General features: G+C 41.4%; 17 protein-coding genes and 1 tRNA gene. 10 read left to right on the top strand and 8 right to left on the bottom strand.

What is annotated here, in order from left to right; genetic code table 11:
- Window positions 1-3: 3 nt before the first annotated feature.
- The 6 genes from ccoN to AC13DA_RS13655 are packed head-to-tail and all read right to left on the bottom strand — an operon-like array spanning window position 4 to window position 6,097.
- Window positions 4-1,455: a cytochrome-c oxidase, cbb3-type subunit I gene (gene ccoN, locus AC13DA_RS13680; protein ID WP_007145624.1), complete on the bottom strand. Its 1,452-nt coding sequence runs from the start codon at window positions 1,453-1,455 to the stop codon at window positions 4-6.
- Between the two features lie 39 nt (window positions 1,456-1,494).
- A complete protein-coding gene (locus AC13DA_RS13675) occupies window positions 1,495-1,890 on the bottom strand; it encodes a hypothetical protein (protein ID WP_007145623.1) in 396 nt (131 codons plus the stop codon).
- 2 nt (window positions 1,891-1,892) lie between these two features.
- The gene (locus tag AC13DA_RS13670) at window positions 1,893-2,306 is read right to left on the bottom strand and encodes a DsrE family protein (RefSeq protein ID WP_007145622.1); all 414 of its coding nucleotides are present in this window, start codon (window positions 2,304-2,306) and stop codon (window positions 1,893-1,895) included.
- Window positions 2,307-2,315: 9 nt separating this feature from the next.
- Entirely contained in the window at window positions 2,316-2,642 is a 327-nt protein-coding gene (locus tag AC13DA_RS13665) for a DsrE family protein (protein WP_007145621.1), read from the bottom strand.
- Window positions 2,643-4,361 carry an NADPH-dependent assimilatory sulfite reductase hemoprotein subunit gene (locus tag AC13DA_RS13660; RefSeq protein ID WP_007145620.1) on the bottom strand — a complete coding sequence of 573 codons (1,719 nt, stop codon included), beginning with the start codon at window positions 4,359-4,361 and terminating at the stop codon, window positions 2,643-2,645.
- 17 nt (window positions 4,362-4,378) lie between these two features.
- Entirely contained in the window at window positions 4,379-6,097 is a 1,719-nt protein-coding gene (locus AC13DA_RS13655) for a diflavin oxidoreductase (protein WP_007145619.1), read from the bottom strand.
- Between the two features lie 101 nt (window positions 6,098-6,198).
- On the opposite strand from AC13DA_RS13655, the gene AC13DA_RS13650 reads away from it, so the two are divergent.
- From AC13DA_RS13650 to AC13DA_RS13610, 9 genes are all read left to right on the top strand, one after another.
- Window positions 6,199-7,041 (top strand): LysR family transcriptional regulator, encoded by an 843-nt coding sequence (locus AC13DA_RS13650; protein WP_007145618.1) that lies wholly within the window; start codon window positions 6,199-6,201, stop codon window positions 7,039-7,041.
- A gap of 84 nt (window positions 7,042-7,125) precedes the next feature.
- Complete coding sequence (locus AC13DA_RS13645) at window positions 7,126-7,839, top strand: NYN domain-containing protein (protein ID WP_007145617.1); 714 nt, start codon at window positions 7,126-7,128, stop codon at window positions 7,837-7,839.
- A gap of 228 nt (window positions 7,840-8,067) precedes the next feature.
- A complete protein-coding gene (locus AC13DA_RS13640; protein WP_007145616.1) occupies window positions 8,068-8,805 on the top strand; it encodes a sulfite exporter TauE/SafE family protein in 738 nt (245 codons plus the stop codon).
- Between the two features lie 499 nt (window positions 8,806-9,304).
- Complete coding sequence (locus AC13DA_RS13635; RefSeq protein WP_284452127.1) at window positions 9,305-11,569, top strand: nitric-oxide reductase large subunit; 2,265 nt, start codon at window positions 9,305-9,307, stop codon at window positions 11,567-11,569.
- Between the two features lie 30 nt (window positions 11,570-11,599).
- Window positions 11,600-12,028: a SirB2 family protein gene (locus tag AC13DA_RS13630; protein WP_284452126.1), complete on the top strand. Its 429-nt coding sequence runs from the start codon at window positions 11,600-11,602 to the stop codon at window positions 12,026-12,028.
- Window positions 12,029-12,030: 2 nt separating this feature from the next.
- The gene (locus tag AC13DA_RS13625) at window positions 12,031-12,474 is read left to right on the top strand and encodes a CopD family protein (protein WP_284452125.1); all 444 of its coding nucleotides are present in this window, start codon (window positions 12,031-12,033) and stop codon (window positions 12,472-12,474) included.
- Window positions 12,475-12,500: 26 nt separating this feature from the next.
- On the top strand, window positions 12,501-12,848 hold the full coding sequence (locus tag AC13DA_RS13620) for a DUF488 domain-containing protein (protein ID WP_284452124.1): 348 nt from the start codon (window positions 12,501-12,503) through the stop codon (window positions 12,846-12,848).
- 1,340 nt (window positions 12,849-14,188) lie between these two features.
- A complete protein-coding gene (locus tag AC13DA_RS13615) occupies window positions 14,189-14,467 on the top strand; it encodes a type II toxin-antitoxin system RelE/ParE family toxin (RefSeq protein WP_007145595.1) in 279 nt (92 codons plus the stop codon).
- The gene (locus AC13DA_RS13610; protein ID WP_007145594.1) at window positions 14,467-14,781 is read left to right on the top strand and encodes a HigA family addiction module antitoxin; all 315 of its coding nucleotides are present in this window, start codon (window positions 14,467-14,469) and stop codon (window positions 14,779-14,781) included. The genes AC13DA_RS13615 and AC13DA_RS13610 overlap by 1 nt, the downstream gene beginning before the upstream one ends.
- A gap of 511 nt (window positions 14,782-15,292) precedes the next feature.
- Here AC13DA_RS13610 and AC13DA_RS13605 read toward each other — a convergent pair.
- Together AC13DA_RS13605 and AC13DA_RS13600 are read right to left on the bottom strand one after the other, a co-directional pair.
- Window positions 15,293-15,368: transfer RNA gene (locus tag AC13DA_RS13605), tRNA-Asn, on the bottom strand.
- 63 nt (window positions 15,369-15,431) lie between these two features.
- Complete coding sequence (locus AC13DA_RS13600) at window positions 15,432-16,616, bottom strand: pyridoxal phosphate-dependent aminotransferase (RefSeq protein ID WP_284452123.1); 1,185 nt, start codon at window positions 16,614-16,616, stop codon at window positions 15,432-15,434.
- A gap of 78 nt (window positions 16,617-16,694) precedes the next feature.
- Between AC13DA_RS13600 and uvrB the strand changes: the two genes are divergently transcribed.
- Complete coding sequence (uvrB, locus tag AC13DA_RS13595) at window positions 16,695-18,707, top strand: excinuclease ABC subunit UvrB (RefSeq protein ID WP_284452122.1); 2,013 nt, start codon at window positions 16,695-16,697, stop codon at window positions 18,705-18,707.
- Window positions 18,708-18,711: the final 4 nt, after the last annotated feature.

Below are 18,711 nucleotides of genomic sequence, written 5' to 3'. Positions count from 1 at the left end.
CTTCTAGCCTCCAAGCTTAACCGGAATATCGGTTTTGCTATCAGCGATGACTGGTCCATTATTGTGATGAAGCCTTACTGCTGCTCTAATGGTCATGATTACATTAAATAACATCACACAGGCGCCGCTGAAAAAAACGAAGCCCCCCATCATGCGGATAGCATAGTAAGGATGCATCTGAGCAACAGATTCAACAAATGTGTAGGCGAGGTTGCCATAGTCATCGTAAGCGCGCCACATCAGCCCCTGCATGATACCGGCCACCCACATAGCAGTAATGTAAATAGCTGTACCCACCGTCGCTAACCAAAAATGCACATTAACCAACCGGACTGAAAACATGCGCGTATCCCATAAACGTTCTACCATATGGTAGAGCGCACCAATAGAAATCATCGCCACCCAACCTAATGCACCAGAATGAACATGACCGATAGTCCAGTCGGTATAGTGCGAAAGAGCATTAACTGTTTTTGACGCCATAACAGGACCTTCAAACGTAGACATAGCATAAAAAGCCAACGCTACAATTAAGAAACGCAGAATATAATCGGTTCTTAGTTTGTCCCAAGCCCCGCTCAATGTGAACATGCCATTAATTGCACCTCCCCACGACGGAATAATCATGGCGAGGGAGATAGCTGCACCAAGTGAGCCTGTCCAATCAGGTAGGGCTGTATATTGCAGGTGGTGTGCACCTAACCAAACATAGCCAAATATCAATGCCCAGAAGTGAATAACTGATAATCGGTAAGAATAAACAGGTCTGTTAGCTTGTTTGGGTACAAAGTAGTACATGATGCCTAAAAAGCCAGCAGTGAGATAAAATCCAATGGCATTATGCCCCCACCACCATTGAATCATGGCATCTTGAACGCCGGCGAAAATCGAGTATGATTTCATCAATTCAACGGGAATCGACAAGCTATTCACCACATGTAGATAGGTGAACATTATCATCATGGATAGGAAAAACCAGTTCGCTACATAGATATGGGAAACGCGGCGAATGCTCAATGTGAAAATAAAATTGATTGAGTAGGCTAGCCATACAGCCGTTAATAAAATATCAAATGGCCATTCTAGTTCTGCATATTCTTTGCCTTGCGTATAACCAAGTGGAAGCGTCACCAAAGCGCCGATCACATAAAGGTTCCATCCCCAAAAAGTGAACCAAGCCATGTTGTCACTCCATAGCCTCACATAGCAGGTTCGCTGAACTACGTAATAAGCCGTCGCCATCAGAACACAGCCGCCAAACCCATAGACGACTACGTTGGTATGAACAGGTCTTAGACGTCCGAAGCTAATATATGGATTATCAAAATTAAGGATTGGCCAGGCGAGTTCCGAAGCAATATACACTCCTATGCCGGTACCAATGACTAGATAAATACAAGCAGCAACGGAAAACCACTTAGTGATATCTTCATTGTAATTATTTGTTTTATTCATGATTAAGCTCCTGACTTTGAATGGCTATATTGGTTAGCGTCACCAATGCCAAATTTGATCGGCTTGCTCAAAAAGAGGAACAAGTTGTTCTCTATTTACTACTTGTATACCCTCTCGTAGCGCTTCCATTTCTAGCCCTCTATCCCATAGATCTTCATACACAACATAAACGGGAATATGAGATGAAATTAAGTTATCGATATCTTTATTGATATTGGCTGGTTGAGTTTGTAACCAATCACCTATTTTTAATGGAGGTTGCTGTTTTTTTTGTTGTGTGTAATACACGGCTTGACCTGTAAGTAATAATTGAATTTGGTCGATATCGCTTAGCTCAACTTTTTTCTGCATGCATTGGATCAGCCATAGAATCGTTTCATCTTGTTCCTCTACAACTGTTCTGAAAGCTTGATCAAGTATTTGTAAAACTTTCATAATTAACGTGTTCCAATAGTTAGAGTGTTAAATGATTCTGAGGCATAGCGCCATAAATCTGCTGGTCCTCCTCGGTTGCAACCGGGAATGGTGTCATTGACGCCGCGCTCATCTACACATAAACCACAATTAATCCATTCAAAAGAAAGTGCTTTTTTACGTGCTTTTTTTTGTAATGAAGCAATCCACGTTTTTGTCAGTGGATGATCTTCTTGTTGAGTATCATTTCCATGAATAGCGTTGCCATGTTGTTGTTGCTTAGCGAATGAGAGGGCAGCAGCACCTTCATAAGCAAAAACCTTCACATGTGAATTAGCATCTAATGCGGCATCTAGCAATCTAAAAAATGTGACTGTGCGTTCACTCTCAAATGGTGGGTCCATAAAGGCGAAAGTAAGTGTTTTATTATGTGACATTGTCATCTCCTAATTCCAAATGACCTTTTGTCCTGACAGTAATGCTTTGATAACAATATCCAGATCGGTGGTTAATATCTCTGGTATCAGTTGTTCAGCATCTATTTCTCTCTGTTGTAAAGAAAATTTATCAGCAACGAGTGTAATGTTTTCATGAAGTAATTTAGTAAAGGGGGTAAAAATGCTGCTTTTGGTTGCAGGCATCACACCGTTTTGAACAAGCACTACCGTCACACGATTGCCTGCAGTGGCGAGATGATGAATTAATTCATATTGTGATTTAGTCAGTGCATCTGTGAATGGATCTCGACTTTGTATAAAAAGAAATTCAGACATCTATCGTTCCTGTATTGATTGATTAGAGATGGATGAGGATTTAATGAAATTACATCGATGAAGAAAATCTCCGAAATGCTCTTTATCAATACGATCTGTCGAGTACAAATCGAATAAAGGAGCTATTGCATCGAGAACCTGAGTTTGACTTAGGTTTTTTTCGTGCAGAGTGGCTAGCCGGTCGCCTCGGTGACTACCTCCAAGATATAAGTTATATAAACCTGGAGCTCGTCCTGTTAATGCTATTTCAGCTAAGTAGGGGCGAGCGCATCCATTAGGGCAGCCAGTTATTCTGAGCGTGATGGGCGTTTTTTGAAGGTTATACTGACGTTTCAAATCATCAAAAAGCGTAAGAAACTCAGGTGTTATTCTTTCCGCTTCAGCCATAGCCAGCCCACATGTAGGAAGTGCAACACAGCTCAATGTGGCAGCTTCTTGATTTGATGGGAGCAATCTTTCATATAGACCAAGATCAGATAATCGTCTTGCTACGTCATAAATGTCATATGGTGGAATATTGATAAGCTGAATATTCTGGTTTGCAGTTAACCTGACTTCACCACTATATTGCTGAAAGAAAGCCTGTAATTGATCTTGTAAATGATCATTGATACGTCCGCTTTGAATATGTAGTGTTGCGTACCACTGACTATCTTCAGTTTGGTGCCAGCCTAACTTATCGCCATTATGCGCGAATTTATATGGCTTTAGTGGTGCTAGCTTTTTACCAAAACGGCTTATGAGTAATTCTTTGAAGTTATCTAAACCTATTCTGTCTAATGTGTATTTGAAACGTGCACGATGTCTATCTTTCCTATCACCATAATCGCGTTGAATACTCATGATGACCTCAGCGATAAATGGCGCATCTGATGCATCTATAAAGCCAATGGGGGTGGATAGTCTCGGATAGCTATCTTCTCTGGAGTCAAGCTGCCCCATTCCACCGCCGACACACACGTTGAAGCCAACCAGGCGAGATTCCTTAATAACAGCTATAAACCCGACATCTTGGGCAAATATATCAATATCATTATCTGGAGGGATGACGAATCCAATTTTAAATTTACGAGGTAAATAGGTATCTCCATAAAGTGGCTCTTCAGAGTGGGAGACTGAAGGAGGGGAGTCATACCAAGTTTCACGATAAGCAGCAGTTTTAGGTAGAAGCCGCATGCTCGTTTCTTTTGCGATCTTATAGACTTGTTGGGATATTTTTGACTCATCAGGATTGACTCCACAAACAATACCGCGGTTGTCATCGCCACATGCAGCAAGGGTATCTATCTTTATCTTTTCTAGACTTATCAGGAGTGGTTGTAAGCATTGTTTTTTCACACCGTGAAGTTGAATAGTTTGACGTGTGGTAATACGAATCCCATTTGATGAGTAAATTCGTGATAAACGATCTATTTCTATCCATTGCTGTTTGGTTAATCTTCCACCTGGAATTCTGAGTCTCACCATAAATTGATAATGAGGTTCAAGTTTTCGAATGAGACGATGTTGTCGTGTATCACGATCATCTTGTTGATAGATGCCATGGAATTTTGTTAACAATCCATCATCGTGACTGATACTTCCTGTATTAGAATCATTTAGTCCCTCTCTGATCGTGCCTCTTAAAAAATGACTTTTTGCTTTAAGCTGTTCATTACTATGCTGTTCAATGAGCGGTTGACTAATATCAGACTGTCGATCAATAGTAAGTATGGTCACTTTATTTCTCCGTAAAATTAATATACGTTTCTATGCAATCGTTTTTGCTGAGTGAGTTGAAGCCAGATCCGAGAATAAGATGACGCATGGCTCAAGGTTTCTGTGAGATGGTCGAATATGTTCTTGTGACCTGATAAATACAGATGTGCCCCAGCGTTTAACCAGCCTTTAAATGTGTCTTCATTGTCTTGAATGATGTCGTAGATTGATTTAACTGAGATGTCTTCAGAAAAAGACGTATCTAAGCGAGACAATAGGCCATCTTGTAAATATTGGCACCACTCCGTTTGATAGAGAAAGTCATTTAAAAATGTACGTTCTCTTAGTATTAACCACACTGAATGTTCACGGTTAGGATCGGAGCTAATCTCCTGCATGAAAGCTCGAAATGGTGCAACTCCCGTTCCGTCAGCAATGAGGATAATGGGGCTATTTTGATTGGTGGGTAAATGAAACCGTTTATTGTGATGAGGGAAAATAAGAAGATGTTCACCTTCTTCTATATTCGTTAAATATGTTGAACAAATTCCATTTTGTAACTTCCCAGACCAAAGATATTGATACTTTTCTACAGTGAGATGTAATTCATCTTGAATCTGGCGAGTGCTGTTGGCAATGTCATATAAACGGGGTTGTAACGGCCTTAAGCTATCGATTAGCTGTTGTGGATTTAACGGTACAGGGTAGTTGACTAGTAAATCTGTTAATTGGTGCCGTTTGAGATATGAGCGTAATGTTTGTTTATCCTGACTTAATTTTATTAAGTCATTGTTTTTTGAAATCTCACTCCATTTAGTTAAACATTGTGCTGTTACCAAAGTGAGATCACAATATTCACGCAAAGCCTGTACTAGTGGCATGGCAATTTGTTTTACAACAACAGATTCGTCTCCTGATAATTTTGTTAATGACAATATTTGGTGTACGAGTTGAGGAGGATTCTGAGGTAAAACACCGATTCCATCACCGGCAGTCAGACTCAGTTGAATATTTTCTGGTATCTCTAATTCTAAGTGATGGATAGGGTTTGTTCTTGAGTCATCAGATAAACGAGTATTCTTGACCACTTCTACAGAGAGTGGACTTGTTTTTGAGTAGGTCGAAGTACGGATTTTATTACTGCTTCTTTGATGTGCTTCATCGTTTTCTGTGATATCTGGTAACGTCGGAAGACAGAAAGTAATCCATTCATCAGCCGTTTCTTCAAAATCAACATCACACTCTACACATTCAGTAAAAGGTATTGCACTGAGCTCACGCAACTTGGCATCAATTTTGAGACCTGTTAAACAAAAGTGATCATATGAACTGTCACCTAAAGCAAGCACTGCGTAAGAAAGATGAGATAAATCTTCATTTAGGTTAAGCAATTCATCATAGACAGATGTAATGGGTTCTGGTGGATCGCCATCACCATGAGTGCTACACACAATGTATAGGTGATCAATATGTTTTAGTTGTTTGAACTTGAAATCCGCTAGGTTAATAATTTCTATTGATTTATCTTGATGACATGCTTTTTCATAGAACTTTTGAGCAATACCTTTCGAATTACCTGTTTCTGTTCCATAGGCTACGACGGCCTTCTTTTCAGCAGCTATGCTTTTATCTGAAGTGGAAATGTCTAATAAATTATTTGCTAACCATTCTGTTTGTTGATTAGACAAACTTTTGAGAAGGTTTGCCACGGCCTCCCACTCAGATGTTGTGAATAATGATGTAGCTAAATTTTGCATGAAGTGTGTTTCAAGTGCTGTGAATGTTGAAACACATTATGGAGAGATTCTTTTGTAATATATAATGAATATTATCGCAACTTAATATCAAAAATATTCATATGGATGTCAGTTTAGCCAGAACATTTCTTGAAATTGTCAGGTCGGGAAGCTTTATCTCAGCAGCAGAAAAACTGCATGTGACTCAAACTACCGTAACCGCTCGAATTCATAATCTTGAGGGACAACTTGGATGTAAACTGTTTGTTCGCAATCGTTCAGGTGCAAGTCTAACCTCAAATGGTGTCAGGTTTGTTGAGCATGCAACGAAAATGGTTCAATCATGGGAGCTGGCAAAACGAGATCTGCCTCTACCCGAGGGAGTACAAAATGTACTTAATATTGGTAGTGAAGTCAGTTTATGGAGTCCGCTTGTCTTACAGTGGTTAAATGCACTTAATATCACTGAAAGTGAAGTGGCCATTAGAGCTGAGATTGGTGAGCGTCAATCACTCATGGAGCAACTTGAAAATGGTGTTCTAGATATTATTCTGGTTCATCAGCCTGAATATTGGCCAGGTGTTCAGGTCGAGCAACTATTAGAAGAAAAGCTCATCCATGTAAGTTCAGTTGATAATCCTCAACCTTATGTATACGTGGACTGGGGAGATGACTTTAGACGTCAACATGATGTGGCTTTACCTGAACTAGCAAGAGCACAACTAACTATTAGTCTCGGGCCATTGGCTTTACATTACATCTTAACAAATGGTGGAAGCGGTTATTTTCGTACGAGAGTGGTTGAGCACCATATAAAAGCAGGACTCTTAAAGCATAATGAACATTATCCTGAGTTTACTTTTCCAGTATTTGTCTTGTACAAACAGGCAGATAAACAAAGATATCGCTCACAACTTAACGCTTTATTTGAATCATCAAAAATTCAGTCGCCATGGTTGCCCTAATAAGCATACGCATTAACTATCTATTTACGAGTAATTGCTTGTAAATATTTTACTCAACACATATTTAGCAATAGCGAGAAAAACATGGATGAGACGAAACAAAGAATTGCTTTATTCATTGACGCTGATAATGCGCCAGCTAGCAAATTTGAAGATGTACTTAGTGAAGTCGCAAATTATGGTGTTGTAACTATTCGTAAGGCCTATGGAAATTGGAAGTCGCCGACATTAAAAGCGTGGGAGGAACTTTTGCATGAATACGCTATTCAACCAATACAACAATTCGATTTAACAAAGGGAAAAAATGCGTCGGACATTGCTTTAGTTATTGATGCGATGGATGTCATGTATACAAAACAGATCGATGTGATGTGTTTTGTTACATCTGATAGCGATTTTACACCAATGGTCACTAGAGCCCTGGCAGAAGGAAAAGTGGTATTAGGGTTTGGAGAACGAAAAACACCGTTACCATTTGTGAATGCCTGTTCTAAATTTCTTTTTCTTGATCAAGAAAAAGAAAAAACTAAATCTGTGACAAAACCTAAAAACATTAAATCAGATACTAAACTTATCAATTTGTTAAGGCAGGCTATTGAAGCAACAGAAGATGAAGATGGCTGGGCTGCTTTGGGCCCTGTAGGAGCGAACATTTCTAATAAAACATCTTTCGATACTAGAAACTATGGGTTTAAGAATCTAAGTAGTCTCTTTAAATCGATCGATCTTTTTGAGCTAAAAAGAGGGGTGGGTAATACATACTTAGTCAGGGACATACGGAAACAGACGAAGTCCTGAAAACAATTTCTATTATAGAGATAACAAGATAATCAAACTATCTAATTTATTTGATTTCAATAATTGAAAATTTAGATGATAGTGAAGACACAAATAGATTTAGCTTATATGTAACGTCATTATTTTAGTTATATAAGATACGATATAAACCGTTAAAACTCTCTTTTTAATTAACATTGCATCGCGTCAAACATGAAAAAAGAAAATATGTGAGCTTATAGTCGACCAATGTTAGATGCTCTAGTCATTATCCTTGCTGGACTGATAGGCGGTATGCTTAACTCAATCGCTGGTGGAGGGAGTTTTATTACTTTGCCAGCTTTGATGTTGATAGGATTTAGTCCAATTACTGCTAATGCTACTGGCACTGTGGCATTACTAACAGGTTATGTTGCAAGTGTATGGCATTCACGTCATACCATAAGAAAATTACCCAACAATCTGACACCATATGTTATCGCTTCATTATTGGGAGGAATGTGCGGAGCATTAATATTAAATTGGAGTGATGAGAAACACTTCGACAGATTGCTGCCTTGGTTGATGTTACTGTCTACTCTGGCATTCGTTATTGGGCCTAAAATTACACTCCTCAAAACTAATGCAATTCGACATCAATATCTTCAACATTTTCTGATTTTGTTTGCTATTTGTCTGTATGGCGGCTATTTCAATGGTGGTGTAGGAATAATGTTGTTAGCGGGCTTATCTATAATGACAAATACAGATATACATAATTCAAATGCGATAAAAAATCTGATGTCAGTTATGTTGACAACTATCGCTAGCTTATTTTATTGGATGGCTGATTTAATTGATTTTAACTTATTGTTCATGATGGGGATATCTGCACTATTTGGTGGGTATCTTGGTTCGAGATTATCTTATTCTCTCTCACAAAAAAACTTTAGAGTAATAATCATATTTTTGGGATGTGTGATGACGCTTATATATTTCAACCGATAGAGCACACTGATATGTAAATTTACCGTTTCTTTATCACGCTTTCATTTTTTAAAATCTCGATCTGATTAGTTGGGATAGATTGTTCATATATAAAAAACAGCTTATATTGCTGATATTTAATACAAATACAGATGTTACATAACTAACCACTTCACGATGGTACTGCAATTTATTTGTCTTTTATAGTCTCAGAATCAAAACTCTCCAATACACTCTTCCAGATATTAACTTTCTAATCATCAAATGCATTGATTAAAATAGGTAAATGAAATACCTTATTAAAAAGGCGGGATTTTATAGCTAACGATATGTTTTTATAAAGTCGTTTTATTAAATAAAAACAATTCGTTAAAAGTTTTTATTCATTGGTCAATGTGCTGATTGACGCGCAGTTATCGATGTTGTTAATGACTCGTTCATTAACGCCATTCCGTCATTTACTCGTTATTCAATAAAGCCTTGCTCAGGGTATAGGCGGCATCTCACAAAGGAGTGACTGATGACAAACGTAAAAAAACTCTGGTTATTTCTGGCATTTTTGTTGTTTGTTTCTTTTGGGGTGCTGATATGGAGTGGTAATCAGATTTATCAACAAGCACCACCTATGCCCGAAAAGGTCGTCACCACCGACGGTAACTTAATCTACAGCCGCGATGAAATTGAGAAAGGACGACAAGTCTGGCAATCCTTCGGTGGTATGCAGCTTGGCTCAATCTGGGGACACGGTGGTTATGTTGCACCGGACTGGAGTGCCGACTGGATGCACCGAGAGTTGATGGCCTTACTCAATCTCTGGGCAAACCGAGATTACGGTGTGGAAAGCTTTGAGCTTGCCAATGCCGAACAGCAAGCCGCTTTGCAAGGCAGGCTGAAGTCCCTAGTCAGAAAAAATACATACAATCCCGACACAGGCGTCATCACTTTAAGTTTGGACAGAGTCAAAGCGATAACTCAGGTCTCTGAGCATTACCAACGTCTCTTTAGTGATGAACCTTCAACGGCTGAGCTGCGTGAAGCCTATGCCATGAAAAATAACACGGTCACCGATCCAGAAAATCGTCGTGTACTTTCCGCTTTTTTCTGGTGGACGGCATGGGCCACTATGACTAATCGCATCGATGGTGACATTACCTATACCAATAACTGGCCTAATGAGCCGTTGATTGATAATAAACCGCCGGCGAGTATGTTCCTCTGGTCTGCATTCAGTGTGACATTCTTGTTGGCTGGCATTGGTTTAATGGGATGGTACTACGCGGCGTCTCATGGCAAAGAGGAGGCGACCAGTAAATTACCAGTTACTGATCCGATGCGTGAGTTACGACCCACACCTTCGATGATGGCGACAGCCAAATATTTCTGGGTGTTGCTCGCTTTATTCCTGGTGCAAATTCTACTTGGTGCGGTGACTGCGCATTATCAGGTAGAGGGACAGGTTATGTATGGCTTTGAGTTATCCAAAATTTTGCCTTATTCGATAACTCGCACTTGGCATACCCAACTGGCCGTATTATGGATAGCACTTGCCTGGCTCGCGACCGGCCTTTATATCGGTCCTGCCGTATCGGGGTATGAGCCGCCTTATCAGCGATTCGGTGTGAATCTGCTATGGCTGTGCTTGCTGGTCATTGTGGTTGGTGCCTTTACTGGCCAATGGTTCGCGGTGAATCAAACTTTAGGTTTGGAACATAATTTCTGGTTTGGTCATCAAGGTTGGGAATATGCCGATATTGGTCGCTTCTGGCAGTGGTTCCTGTTTATCGGTTTATTACTCTGGCTTTGTTTAGTGGGGCGCTCGCTCTGGCCGACATTACGTCAACCCTCTGAAAGTCGTTCCATTATTGGTTTACTATTCCTATCCACCGTCGCCATTGGCTTGTTCTTTGGGGCGGCACTGGTCTGGAATGAACATACGCATATTTCCATGGTGGAATACTGGCGCTGGTGGTTAGTTCACCTCTGGGTTGAAGGATTCTTTGAAGTCTTTGCCACAGCAGTTATTGCATTCTTATTCACTCGTCTGGGTTTAATACCAGTCAAAACAGCCACTGTTGCTGTGCTGTTTGCCACGATTATTTTCATGTCGGGTGGCGTAATTGGCACATTACATCATCTCTATTTTGTCGGATCACCTACACCGGTATTGGCGTTGGGTGCCAGCTTCTCAGCACTGGAAGTAGTGCCACTGGCCTACATCGGGTTTGAGGCGTATCACAATTACACGTTGGGTCATGCGACTGAGTGGATGAAACGTTACCGCTGGCCGATTATGTTCTTTGTGGCCGTGGCGTTCTGGAACCTGGTTGGTGCTGGGTTATTTGGCTTTTTAATTAATCCACCATTATCGCTTTACTACATGCAAGGTCTTAACCTGACACCATTGCATGGTCATACCGCTTTATTCGGTGTTTACGGTATGTTGGGTATTGGTCTGACCTTGTTCTGTATACGTGGTATCAAGCCCGATCTCATCTGGCCGGAAGGCACGCTTAAAGCTAGCTTCTGGTGTTTCAATATTGGACTGGCATTGATGGCTTTACTCACGCTGTTACCGCTTGGTGTGATGCAATTATTTGCCAGCCTGAATCATGGTTACTGGTATGCCCGTTCAGCGGACTTTATGCAGCAACCCGTTGTTGATTTACTGGTCTGGATGCGTGTGCCCGGCGATACCATCTTTGCTGTCGGCGCTTTGTTATTAGCCTGGTTTATTCTCAGCTTATGGATCAAACCAAAATACGAAGGTGGGCAACAACGCGGCTAAAAGCCAATCCGATTTAAGGACTGACTGACGGTGATTGAGTTCTATGATGAGGTTAGGCAAGTACACTGGCTGATGGCCTTTGCCAGTGGCGGCTTGCTCTTCATCCATGGGCTCATTCACCTGAGTCAACCTGATAATCTGCTTTCAACGTCCGTTCGTTATCTTCGCTACGGCGTTGATACGGTGTTAATCACCGCAGCGTTAATGCTGACCAATATCGTGCAGCAATTTCCTTTTATCGATGCTTGGCTTACGGTGAAGTTTCTGCTGCTAATCGTTTATCTCTTTCTCTCACACATCATGCTCTACAACACTCGAAACCAGCAGCAATATGCCACAGTTTGGGGGCTGGCTTTGATGATGTGGTTGTTTATTTTCAGCGTAGCGAAAACGCATCAAAGCGGGGGCATATTCAGCTTGCTCGTTGAAAGCCATTTTATAGATGCATTTAGAGGATAGTTATGTACGGGACATTATTACTGCTTCACATACTCGCTGCCACCATATGGACGGGAGGGCATATCGTCTTATCAGTGGTGATCTTGCCTAAGGTATTAAAGCATCGTTCGCCTGAAGAGCTGCTTAGTTTTGAGTCAGTTTATGAAAAGATAGGCATGCCCGCCCTGATTATTCAAATCTTAACGGGGTTGTATCTGGCTTATCATATGCTGCCAGACATCACACAATGGTTTAACCTCACAAATCCCGTCTCACATGCCATCATGGCAAAATTGTGTCTGCTGCTTTTAACACTCAGCTTTGCTGTACACGCACGATTTCGTGTGATTCCTCATCTCTCTCCAGACACACTCAAAGTGATGGCCTGGCACATCATTCCCGTCACCATTCTTTCCATCTTGTTCGTCGTTGTTGGCGTGTCATTCAGGACAGGTTGGCTTTATTAATCACCTTGCAATGAAAGGAGGCATACATGAACATTAAGCTACATCGCATTTATGAAAGTGATGCACCCACAGGTTACCGAGTGCTGGTGGATCGATTATGGCCACGTGGAGTATCAAAAAAAGACGCCGATCTGGACGCTCACTGGAAAGAACTCACCCCCAGTGATGAGCTACGTAAATGGTTTGATCATGACCCTGACAAATGGAACAGCTTTCGTAAAAAATACCTCAGCGAACTGAGTGAACATAAACAAACCGCAAAAGACTACCTAGCCGAAGTCACCCAAAAAAATGTTGTTCTGCTCTATGCAGCAAAAGACAAACAACACAGCCACGCCTATATACTAAAAGAGTATCTGGAAAAGCTGGGTTAAAATTAAAATAGACGTTATAAAGTAAAAAAATATTTAATAATTCGTCTGTGACATTCACATACTAAGGTTTTATTAGTTATATACTGTTCGTATGAAAGTGTTCATTTCTCTATAAATAAAGTATCCATTCAGATTAGACTTTTATGTGAAAGCACTAATGAAGAGAATAATTATGAAGATATTTATTTGTTTAATGTATTGATGATTTACGATTCAGAAAAACAGCCAAAACAGGTTATCTAAAAACCAAATTTTTTGAATACTCATTAAGTAATGGCTATATAACTAAGACTTTCGGAATATGATTACAAAATATTTGTGAAATAATTATCAATTTCGCAATAAAAATTTTTGTAGTTTAATTTTCCTTGTCAGGTTTTTCTTTTCTTGTATTACTTGAGTTTTGTAACTAAAACTCATGTCATTCCTTGATAATGCTTAAATTAGACGGCGTTATCAATTTTCATCAGACACCAAAATATATAATAGAGTATATATTCTATTATATATTTATAATCAATGGGTTAGGTGTTAACGTATTCTGCGCCCCTAGGTATACTGTCCCCAGTAATATACTGTAAATAAAGGACATGCTTATGGAGGACGGTTCATCCCCGTGCCCACGGGGATGAACCGACTACAGAAAACACCGAACGGTATCCTTGTAAGTGTTCCCCGTGCCCACGGGGATGAACCGTTACAGAACCAATGAGGGAGAATCCGAATCGCGTGTTCCCCGTGCCCACGGGGATGAACCGTTTGAGCAGCAACAATGTCAGCCTGTACTGCTGTGTTCCCCGTGCCCACGGGGATGAACCGCGAGTAACTGATTGGTTACTCGCTCTATTCCGGTGTTCCCCGTGCCCACGGGGATGAACCGGCAGTCAACATCATGGCGCAATACGGTCGTCGGTGTTCCCCGTGCCCACGGGGATGAACCGGAGTGTGCATTAGGCTTCTCCTTTGATGTATTGTGTTCCCCGTGCCCAAGGGGATGAACCGTCCATTTATTGACGCCTAAATGGTAGCGATTTGTGTTCCCCGTACCCACGGGGATGAACCGACATTATCAGAGTTGAGGATTATGAGTGATGAGTGTTCCCCGTGCCTACGGGGGTGAACCGGTGCCACAAGGCAAAACTTAATAAGAGGATTTGTGTTCCCCGTACCCACGGGGATTAAGCTGCAATCAAGTTCTATATAGTTAGATACCACCTCTGACGATGTTTTGGTACATCGAGAATAAGTCTACAAATGCATTTAAAAAGAATGAAAAAATAGTTAATGGTTATATTTATTGCGTGTTGCGCAATGAGGTATTTTTATGAAATAATTATTACATGATTAAAAGTTTTAAACATAAAGGTCTAAAAAAATTTTTCCTAACAGGTAGCGTTGTTGGGATTCAACCAAACCACTCAGCAAGGTTGCGAGATATACTTGCATTTCTTGATACTGCTGATTGTATAGAAGATATGGACTTGCCCGGTTATCACCTGCACCCGTTAAAAGGGGATAGAGCAGGGGAACATTCAATAACGGTTTCCGGTAATTGGCGAATTGTTTTTGAGTTTATCGACGGTGACGCTTATTTAGTTAATTATGAGGATTATCACTAATGACTTTACAACAATTTAACCCACCCCATGTTGGCGAATTGATCCAACGTACATATATTGATCCCTTCGATAAGGTATCTGCAAATAAAATTGCTGAAGCTTTAAAAGTAAGCCCCAGTACATTCAATAGACTGTTGAACGGTAAGTCTGACTTATCACCAGAAATGGCTGTCAGACTTTCGATTGTGTTAGGGCGTAGTGCAAAAAGCTGGATGAGACTACAGGAAAACTATGATTTGTGGCAGGCTAGTCTAAAAGTAGACACAAAACAGCTCAAAAAATTTGATTTTGAAGTGTTGGCAGAAGCAATCTAAAGAGTGATTAAATGTTATCTGGTTTAAATCTGACTTATGCTCCGTGCCTATGGGAATAAACCTAAGTTAACGACTATCGATGACCTCTTCTTATGACTTTGGGAGTTAGAGCTTTCTGTATGGAGTTATGTTAATTAAGTGCGGATTATCTTTCATCACTTTAAAAAATGAACTCTGAGACTGGGAACAGTGGTGATGACATGTGCCAGTGTATGGAAAAATGTAGGTTAATAATTGCTTATGTTAGTGGGAGCCCTCACTCCTGATGTGCCAGGCGGGCAGCGAATTAGATACCATCAGAGCACATTCTCGTATCTTTACGCCAAAAGATAGACTATCGTCTTTAAGGTGGTTATGGTACAGATTACAGCTAATAATTTGTAAATAATTGCGCAATACCTGAGTGCCTTGCTTCACTGTAGATAACCGGCAATCACTGTAAGAAGTTACACCTGAGTTACACTGAAACAAAAAAGCCTCAGAGCATGAAACTCTGAGGCTTTATATTCTTTGGCTCCCCGAGCTGGACTCGAACCAGCGACCCAATGATTAACAGTCATTTGCTCTACCAACTGAGCTATCGGGGAACAGAAAGATGGCTATTCTAGTGGCTTGACCTGTGTAGGTCAAGCCTAAATTTGAATAATTTTTTACGCAATAAATTCGGCGATACGAATCAGTGCGTTACGAAGATTCTCTTCGCTGGTGGCGATTGAAAGACGAATGTGGTTTTTCAATCCGAACGCAGAACCAGGGACAACAGCCACGCCTTTCTCAACCAATAATGCTTCAGCAAAGTCCATGTCATCGTTCAATTCTGGTTTGTTTTCCAGTACACCAGCGATACTTGGGAAGACATAGAACGTGCCGTCAGTTTCTAATGAATCAACACCAGGCATTTTGTTCAATTCAGCCACAACGAAATCGTGACGTTTTTTGAATTCGGTCAGCATGGTTTTGATGCATGACTGATCGCCATTCAGTGCTTCCACAGCAGCTGCCTGAGAAATAGATGCTGGGTTAGAAGTACTTTGGGATTGTACTTTTTTCATTGCAGCGATGAGTGGGGCCGGGCCCGCTGCATAACCAATACGCCAGCCCGTCATTGAATAGGCTTTAGATACACCATTCATGACCAGTGTTCTTTCATACAAATCCGGGCATGCATTCAAAATATTGCAGAAAGGTTCATCCGCCCAGTAGATATGTTCGTACATATCATCAGTGGCAATAAGGATGTTTGGATGTTTACGTAATACGTCGCCCAACGCTTCAAGCTCTTTTAGGCTGTAAGCCATGCCGGTTGGGTTAGAAGGGCTGTTGATAACGAACAGTTTTGTTTTATCTGTAATAGCAGCTTCTAATTGCTCAGGTGTGATTTTGAACTGGTTTTCCTGACCTGCTTCGATAATAACCGGTACACCGTCAGCAAGCAGGGTCATATCAGGGTATGATACCCAGTATGGTGCTGGAATGATGACCTCATCGCCCGCTTCAATAAAGGCTTGAGCCAGGTTGAAAAAGCTTTGTTTTCCACCGACGGAAACTAAGACTTGATTCGCGGCATACTCGAGCCCATTATCTCTTGAGAACTTTTTGATGATGGCTTCTTTCAAATCTGCTGTGCCATCGACAGGCGTGTATTTTGTTTTGCCGCTGTGGATAGCCTCAATAGCAGCTTGTTTGATGTGTTCAGGTGTATCGAAGTCGGGTTCGCCTGCACCCAGACCAATAACATCTTTGCCTTCGGCTCTCAGCGCAGCAGCACGTGCTGTGATAGCCAAAGTCGGAGACGGTTTGATGTTTTGAACACGTTGGGAGAGCTTGATAGTCAAAATCTTTCCTTCATTTAACACGGTAAATTGATAAATATCTCAATAATATACGCCAAACATAATCGATGCTAAAGACGTATGAGTAAACATTTTCAGCTAGTCAGCGAATTTTCTCCCGCCGGAGATCAGCCAACCGCAATCAAGACTTTGATTGAGGGCTTGGAAAACGGTGAAATGTGGCAAACCCTGCTTGGGGTAACGGGTTCAGGTAAAACGTTCACCATTGCGAATGTTGCGCAAGCACTGGGCAGGCCGATGATGATTTTGGCACCTAATAAGACCTTGGCCGCGCAACTTTATAGTGAGATGAAAGATTTCTTTCCCAATAATGCGGTGGAATATTTTGTCTCCTACTACGACTATTATCAGCCTGAAGCGTATGTGCCTTCCTCTGATACTTTTATAGATAAAGATGCGTCAGTAAACGAGCAGATTGAACAAATGCGTTTGTCGGCAACGAAAGCCATGCTGGAAAGACGGGATGCGATTATTGTCTCGAGTGTGTCCTGTATCTATGGCTTGGGTGAGAAAGATGCTTACCTGGAAATGGTGTTACATCTGGTTCAAGGCGACATTATCAGTCAGCGGGATATATTAAGAAGACTGACGGAACTGCAGTACAGCCGAAATGATGTTGAGCTTCATCGTGGTACTTATCGCGTAAGAGGGGAGGTGATTGATATCTTCCCGGCAGAATCTGAACGTGATGCCGTCAGAGTGGAATTATTCGATGACGAAGTGGAGCAAATCAGCTACTTCGATCCGCTGACTGGTGAAATCCTGCAGAGGATGAGCCGAATTACTATTTATCCCAAAACTCACTATGTCACGCCTCGCGATAACTTATTAAAAGCCGTCGATGCCATCAAAGAAGAGTTAAAAGAACGACTCGAACATCTCAATGCTGACAATAAGCTGGTCGAAGCACAACGTTTAGAACAACGCACCCGCTTTGATATCGAGATGTTGCTGGAGCTGGGGTATTGCAACGGCATCGAAAACTATTCCAGACATTTGTCAGGACGCGGTCCTGGTGAGGCGCCGCCGACTTTATTTGATTACCTGCCCGATGATGCGATTCTGGTGATTGATGAAAGTCACGTGATGGTGCCGCAGATTGGCGCTATGTATAAAGGTGACCGTTCCAGAAAAGAGACTCTAGTCAACTATGGTTTCCGTTTGCCTTCAGCACTTGATAACCGACCGTTGATGTTTGAAGAGTGGGAAAAATTAGCTCCACAAACCATCTTTGTATCAGCCACACCCGGCAAATATGAAAATGAACATTCCAGCACGATTGTCGAACAAGTGGTCAGACCGACAGGACTCGTGGATCCACAAGTGGAAATTCGCCCCGTCGGGACACAGGTTGATGATGTCTTATCAGAAATTAATAAGCGTGCGGCGGTGGGGGAGCGGGTATTAATTACTACGTTAACGAAACGCATGGCTGAAGATTTGACGGAATATCTGCGTGAGCACAATGTCAAAGTACGTTATCTGCATTCTGATATAGATACTGTTGAACGGGTTGAGATTATTCGTGATTTACGACTGGGTGAGTTTGATGTGCTTATTGGCATTAACTTGTTACGAGAAGGTCTGGACATTCCTGAAGTCTCATTAGTCGCGATACTGGATGCAGATAAAGAAGGTTTCCTACGTAGTGACCGCTCTCTTATTCAAACAATTGGTCGTGCTGCCAGAAACTTAAATGGTAGAGCGATTTTGTATGCCGATGAAATAACAGGTTCCATGCGACGGGCTATTGATGAAACGGATCGTCGACGCGAAAAACAAATTGCCTTTAACGAAGAACATGGCATCACACCGCAAGGCATCAAAAAAGCGATCAGAATGGGCATGGACGATGCGATGTCCAAACCGGCTAATGATAGACATGCTACAGAAGTCGCTGAAGAGCAGGCCAAGTACGCCTCACTGACGCCTCAGCAATTGGCTAAACGTATTCAGCAGATTGAAAACGCCATGTATAAACATGCGCAAAACCTTGAATTTGAAGAAGCTGCCAAGCTACGTGATGACTTGGAACATTTGCGGAAGGTGGCACTGGGCCCGGCTGTGATTTAAAGGG

The sequence above is a fragment of the Methylophaga sp. F-2 genome (genome assembly GCF_056859315.1).
The sequence above is the reverse complement of the archived record's forward strand: the minus strand, read 5'-3'. Positions and strand labels throughout refer to the sequence as shown.

What these genes read in the sequence shown, in the direction of transcription:
- ccoN (WP_007145624.1), bottom strand. Translation starts at nt 1,455, where the DNA reads ATGAATAAAACAAATAATTACAATGAAGATATCACTAAGTGGTTTTCC.
- AC13DA_RS13675 (WP_007145623.1), bottom strand. Translation starts at nt 1,890, where the DNA reads ATGAAAGTTTTACAAATACTTGATCAAGCTTTCAGAACAGTTGTAGAG.
- AC13DA_RS13670 (WP_007145622.1), bottom strand. Translation starts at nt 2,306, where the DNA reads ATGTCACATAATAAAACACTTACTTTCGCCTTTATGGACCCACCATTT.
- AC13DA_RS13665 (WP_007145621.1), bottom strand. Translation starts at nt 2,642, where the DNA reads ATGTCTGAATTTCTTTTTATACAAAGTCGAGATCCATTCACAGATGCA.
- AC13DA_RS13655 (WP_007145619.1), bottom strand. Translation starts at nt 6,097, where the DNA reads ATGCAAAATTTAGCTACATCATTATTCACAACATCTGAGTGGGAGGCC.
- AC13DA_RS13650 (WP_007145618.1), top strand. Translation starts at nt 6,199, where the DNA reads ATGGATGTCAGTTTAGCCAGAACATTTCTTGAAATTGTCAGGTCGGGA.
- AC13DA_RS13645 (WP_007145617.1), top strand. Translation starts at nt 7,126, where the DNA reads ATGGATGAGACGAAACAAAGAATTGCTTTATTCATTGACGCTGATAAT.
- AC13DA_RS13640 (WP_007145616.1), top strand. Translation starts at nt 8,068, where the DNA reads ATGTTAGATGCTCTAGTCATTATCCTTGCTGGACTGATAGGCGGTATG.
- AC13DA_RS13635 (WP_284452127.1), top strand. Translation starts at nt 9,305, where the DNA reads ATGACAAACGTAAAAAAACTCTGGTTATTTCTGGCATTTTTGTTGTTT.
- AC13DA_RS13625 (WP_284452125.1), top strand. Translation starts at nt 12,031, where the DNA reads ATGTACGGGACATTATTACTGCTTCACATACTCGCTGCCACCATATGG.
- AC13DA_RS13620 (WP_284452124.1), top strand. Translation starts at nt 12,501, where the DNA reads ATGAACATTAAGCTACATCGCATTTATGAAAGTGATGCACCCACAGGT.
- AC13DA_RS13615 (WP_007145595.1), top strand. Translation starts at nt 14,189, where the DNA reads ATGATTAAAAGTTTTAAACATAAAGGTCTAAAAAAATTTTTCCTAACA.
- AC13DA_RS13610 (WP_007145594.1), top strand. Translation starts at nt 14,467, where the DNA reads ATGACTTTACAACAATTTAACCCACCCCATGTTGGCGAATTGATCCAA.
- uvrB (WP_284452122.1), top strand. Translation starts at nt 16,695, where the DNA reads ATGAGTAAACATTTTCAGCTAGTCAGCGAATTTTCTCCCGCCGGAGAT.